Below are 4,585 nucleotides of genomic sequence, written 5' to 3'. Positions count from 1 at the left end.
CGCGGGCAGCCTGCCGGCCGCCACCACGGCAGCTGCCGGCTCCGGCGTGCCGGCCCAGGCTGCAGGCCCGAGCGCGGCCCAGCGCGAGCGCTTCACCGTCAGCACCGACGTGCTGCGCGTGACCTTCGACACCGAAGGCGGCACCGTGGTGCGCACCGAGTTCCTCAGGCACAAGGCCGACGACAAGCAGTCGCCTTTCGTGTTGCTGGACCAGAGCCCGGAGCGCGTCTACGTGGCGCAGACCGGCCTGGTGGGCGGCGACTTCCCGACCCACAAGACCATCATGACGGCCGTGCCGGGTGACCGCGCGCTCAAGGACGGCGCCAGCGAGCTGGTGGTCAGCTTCGAGTCGCCGGTGCAAGGCGGCGTCAAGCTGGTCAAGACCTACACGCTGCCGCGCGGCTCCTACGCCATCCCGGTCAAGCACGAAGTGGTGAACACCGGCGCCGCCGCCGTGGCGCCGCAGCTGTACCTGCAGCTGGTGCGCGACGGCAATGCGCTGCCTGGCGAATCCTCGTTCTATTCCACCTTCACCGGGCCAGCCGCCTACACCGAGGCGCAGAAGTTCCAGAAGGTGGACTTCAAGGACATCGAAAAGGGCAAGGCCACTTTCGAGAAGACCGCCAGCAACGGCTACGTGGCCATGGTGCAGCACTACTTCGCCAGCGCCTGGATCCTTCCGGACGGCCGGCCGCGCGAGCTGTTCATGCAGAAGGTGGACGCCAACCTGTACTCGGCCGGCATGATCACGCCGCTGGCCTCGGTGGCGCCGGGCGCAACCGGGACGGTGGATGCGCGCTTTTTCGCCGGGCCGCAGGTCGAGACCATGCTGGAGCAGATCGCCCCCGGCCTGGACCTGGTCAAGGACTACGGCTGGCTGACCATCCTGGCCAAGCCCCTGTACTGGCTGCTGGACAAGCTGCACGGCTTCCTGGGCAACTGGGGCTGGTCGATCATGGGCCTGGTGCTGATCATCAAGATCGCCTTCTATTGGCTGCAGGCCAAGGGTTACCAGAGCATGGCCAAGATGAAGGCCATCAATCCCAAGGTGATGGCCCTGCGCGAGCGCTACAAGGAAAACCCGCAGCAGATGCAGCAAGAGATGATGCGCATCTACAAGGAAGAGAAGGTCAACCCGCTGGGCGGCTGTCTGCCGATCATGGTGCAGATCCCGGTGTTCATCGCGCTGTACTGGGTGCTGCTGTCGTCGGTGGAGATGCGCCACGCCCCCTGGATCCTGTGGATCCGCGACCTGGCCGCGCCGGATCCGTTCTTCATCCTGCCGGTGATCATGACGCTGTCGACCTTGCTGCAGACCGCGCTCAACCCGGTGCCGCCGGACCCGATGCAGGCCAAGATGATGTGGTTCATGCCGCTGATCTTCTCGGTGATGTTCTTCTTCTTCCCGGCCGGCCTGGTGCTGTACTGGATCACGAACAACATCCTGTCGATCGCGCAGCAATGGCTGATCAACGTGCGCATGGGCGTGCCGCCGGAGTTCAACCTGCCCAAGTTCAGCAAGTTCACCAAGTAGGCTGGTGGTGCGGCGCGGCCGCACCCCGCCGACTCGAAAGCGGCCGCCCGGCCGCTTTTCTTTTGCCCCGACAATTGCAGCCATGCTTTCCCGCCTCGACCAGCCCATCGCCGCCATCGCCACCGCCCCCGGCCGCGGCGCCGTGGGCATCGTGCGGGTGTCGGCGCCGGACGTGGGGGCCGTGATCGCCGCCCTGTGCGGCCGCGCGCTCAAGCCGCGCGAAGCGACGTATGGCGTCTTCAAGGCGGCCGACGGCAGCGCCATCGACCAGGGCCTGGCGATCCACTTTCCGGCCCCGCATTCGTACACCGGCGAGGACGTTCTCGAGCTGCAGGCCCACGGCGGGCCGGTGGTGCTGCAGCTGCTGCTGGCGCGCTGCCTGGAAGCCGGCGCCGGGATGGCGCTGCGGGTGGCCGAGCCGGGCGAGTTCACTCGGCGCGCCTTCCTCAACGGCAAGCTGGACCTGGCCCAGGCCGAGGCCATCGCCGACCTGATCGACGCCAGCACCGAAGCGGCGGCCCGCAGCGCGACCCGCTCGCTGGCCGGCGAGTTCTCGCGCGAGATCCACGTGCTGCGCGACGCGCTGATCCAGCTGCGCATGCTGGTGGAAGCGACGCTGGACTTTCCCGAGGAGGAGATCGACTTTCTGCAGAAGGCGGACGCGGCCGGCCAACTGGAGCGGCTGCAATCGCGGCTGGGCGAAGTCATGCAGCGCGCCAGGCAAGGCGCCTTGCTGCGCGAAGGCATCTCGGTGGTGATCGCCGGCCAGCCGAACGCGGGCAAGAGCTCGCTGCTGAACGCGCTGGCCGGAGCCGAGCTGGCGATCGTGACGGCGATCCCGGGCACCACCCGCGATGTCGTGCGCCAGACCATCCAGATCGAAGGCGTGCCACTGCACGTGATCGACACGGCCGGCCTGCGCGAAGGCGGCGACCAGGTCGAGCAGATCGGCATCGAGCGGGCCTGGGACCAGATCGAGCGGGCGGACGCGCTGCTGTTCCTGCACGACCTGACGCGGGCCGGGGAGGCGGAGTACGCCGCGGCGGACCAAACGATCGCGGCCATGCTGCAGCAGAAGCTGCCGCGCGACGTGCCGGTGATCGACGTGTGGAACAAGGTGGACGTTCCGGGGAGCGCCCCCAGCCCAGCCCTTCTCCAGGGCCGGAGGGAGCCTTCTCTTCCTCGGCACCCAGCAACCGCGATCACCCTCTCGGCCAAGACCGGCCAAGGCCTGGCCACCCTGCGCCAGCGCCTGCTCCACGTCGCCGGCTGGCAGTCCGCCCCCGAAGGCGTCTTCATCGCCCGCGAGCGCCACCTGCACGCGCTGCGCCGGGTCGACGGCCACCTGATGGAGGCGGCCGGGCTGCTCGCGCAGCAGGCCCAGGCGCTCGACCTGCTGGCCGAGGAGCTGCGGCTGGCGCAGAACGCGCTCAACGAAATCACCGGCGAGTTCAGCGCGGACGACCTGCTGGGGGTGATCTTCAGCCGCTTTTGCATCGGAAAGTAGCGGCCGCTGGCGGTGTCATCGCACCGTCGTCCCCTTCCCTCAATGTGGCCATGGCTGGCAGGCGCAGCGGCGCGACACTGCCTGCACGCACACTGCCCAAGGCAGCACCATCATGACCGCCTGCAGCCAGCTTCACGAGACCCCGCGCCGCATGGCGCGCGTGGCGCGCTCGTACTGGCGCTGCGGCAAGTGCGGGGCCAACCACGCGCTGGACGTGCCGCAGTGCACCGAGTGCGGTGGTTCCGACGCGCCGCACGCGCCACCGCGCAGCCTGGCGCCCGGCCCGCGCCACTGGCTGACCCTGATCGCCACCTGGGCCGCCGCCACCGCGCTCTGGGCCATCGCTTCCGCCCTGTTCTTCGCCAGCCGGTCGTGAGCGCCGGAGCACAGGCTGACCGCTCGTCGCCCGTCGCCGACCGTTGGTGGCGTACACGCACACCGGTCAGGTATCTCCTGTAATCGAACATTTCAACTCTTGTGTGGCGGCTGGCCGGGGCTTAGTGTTCGTGCCATGAATGCACCGCTTCCCATCCAGTTCGATGTCCAGGGCCTGGTGCAGTCCATCGCCCGGAACCCCGGGGCCGACACGTTCCAGCCGGCGCTGACTGCCAAGCAATGGGAATTGCTGGGCAGCTACCTGCAGCCGTTCGCGGTCAAGACCGGCCAGGTGCTGATCGAGCAGGGGGCTGCCGACCGCACCGTCTACCTGGTCGAGGCCGGCTCGCTCACGGTGCACTATGAAGACGACAAGAAGCGGCTGCGGCTGGCATCGGTCGGCCCGGGCTCCGCAGTCGGCGAAGGTGCGTTCTTCACGCGGCTGCCGCGCACGGCCACCGTGCAGGCGGCGTCAGTCGCCAAGATCTGGTCGCTCACTCCGATCCGCTTCACCGAGTTGAGCAACCGCCAGGCGGTGCTGGCGGTGGAACTGGCGATGGCCCTCGGCTCGCTGGTCTCGCGCCGGCTCGGCAACCGGCCCAAGCGCGTCGCCGTCACCTGAAGGCGGCGGAAACTTCTCGCGCCGGCAGCCCCGGCCCGGGCGCATCGTGACTCGATCGCGGCGTCCGCGGGCAGGCGGTTGCTGCACTGTCCCAAGCCGTACCCTCATACCAAGAACCGCGCCGCAGAAAGGCCGATATGTCCCTGTTCAACTGGCTTGCACCCAGAAAAAAACCGCAACCCACGCCGCCACCGATTTCGGGTCTGTCCCGCCTGGATTCCACCAAGCCCCTGGCGGCTGCCGGCGGCGCCGCCAGCGCGCAGCCCGCCAACCGCAAGCAGGAACGCATGGCGCGGCGCGAACTGCTGTACGCGGTGGTGCGCGATGCCATGATGCGCGCCGGCGTGCTGTCGTCCTGCTACAAGTTCAAGGTGCTGTCGCTCGACCCGCGCGGCCGCCAGTTCCTGGTGATGGTCGACCTGGCGCAAGGCACCGGGAGCGAGACCGGGCAGCTGGCCGCGATCGAAGCCGGCATCGCCCATGCCGCCAGGCAGCGGCACGACATCGAGGTGACGGCGGTGTATTGGCGCTCCAACGACCAGGCGGC

The 4,585-nt window shown here is 68.7% G+C and carries 4 protein-coding genes and 1 pseudogene; all 5 read left to right on the top strand.

What is annotated here, in order from left to right:
- The first annotated feature begins 46 nt into the window (after nt 1-46).
- A complete protein-coding gene (gene yidC, locus JWP65_RS12640) occupies nt 47-1,534 on the top strand; it encodes a membrane protein insertase YidC (protein WP_299764220.1) in 1,488 nt (495 codons plus the stop codon).
- An 82-nt stretch (nt 1,535-1,616) separates the two neighbouring features.
- Entirely contained in the window at nt 1,617-3,041 is a 1,425-nt protein-coding gene (gene mnmE, locus JWP65_RS12635; RefSeq protein WP_299764218.1) for a tRNA uridine-5-carboxymethylaminomethyl(34) synthesis GTPase MnmE, read from the top strand.
- 112 nt (nt 3,042-3,153) lie between these two features.
- Entirely contained in the window at nt 3,154-3,417 is a 264-nt protein-coding gene (locus tag JWP65_RS12630) for a hypothetical protein (RefSeq protein WP_299764216.1), read from the top strand.
- 135 nt (nt 3,418-3,552) lie between these two features.
- Nucleotides 3,553-4,038: a Crp/Fnr family transcriptional regulator gene (locus tag JWP65_RS12625; protein WP_299764214.1), complete on the top strand. Its 486-nt coding sequence runs from the start codon at nt 3,553-3,555 to the stop codon at nt 4,036-4,038.
- A 137-nt stretch (nt 4,039-4,175) separates the two neighbouring features.
- Nucleotides 4,176-4,585: pseudogene (locus JWP65_RS12620) on the top strand (hypothetical protein); the annotation flags it as partial.

Origin of the sequence: Ramlibacter sp. (genome assembly GCF_028292805.1) — a bacterium.
Lineage (GTDB): Bacteria > Pseudomonadota > Gammaproteobacteria > Burkholderiales > Burkholderiaceae_C > Ramlibacter.
This window is presented reverse-complemented; position numbering and strand designations above follow the sequence as displayed.

Excerpts from the sequence above, each read along its gene's own strand:
- mnmE (WP_299764218.1), top strand. The coding sequence starts at position 1,617 with ATGCTTTCCCGCCTCGACCAGCCCATCGCCGCCATCGCCACCGCCCCC.
- JWP65_RS12630 (WP_299764216.1), top strand. The coding sequence starts at position 3,154 with ATGACCGCCTGCAGCCAGCTTCACGAGACCCCGCGCCGCATGGCGCGC.
- JWP65_RS12625 (WP_299764214.1), top strand. The coding sequence starts at position 3,553 with ATGAATGCACCGCTTCCCATCCAGTTCGATGTCCAGGGCCTGGTGCAG.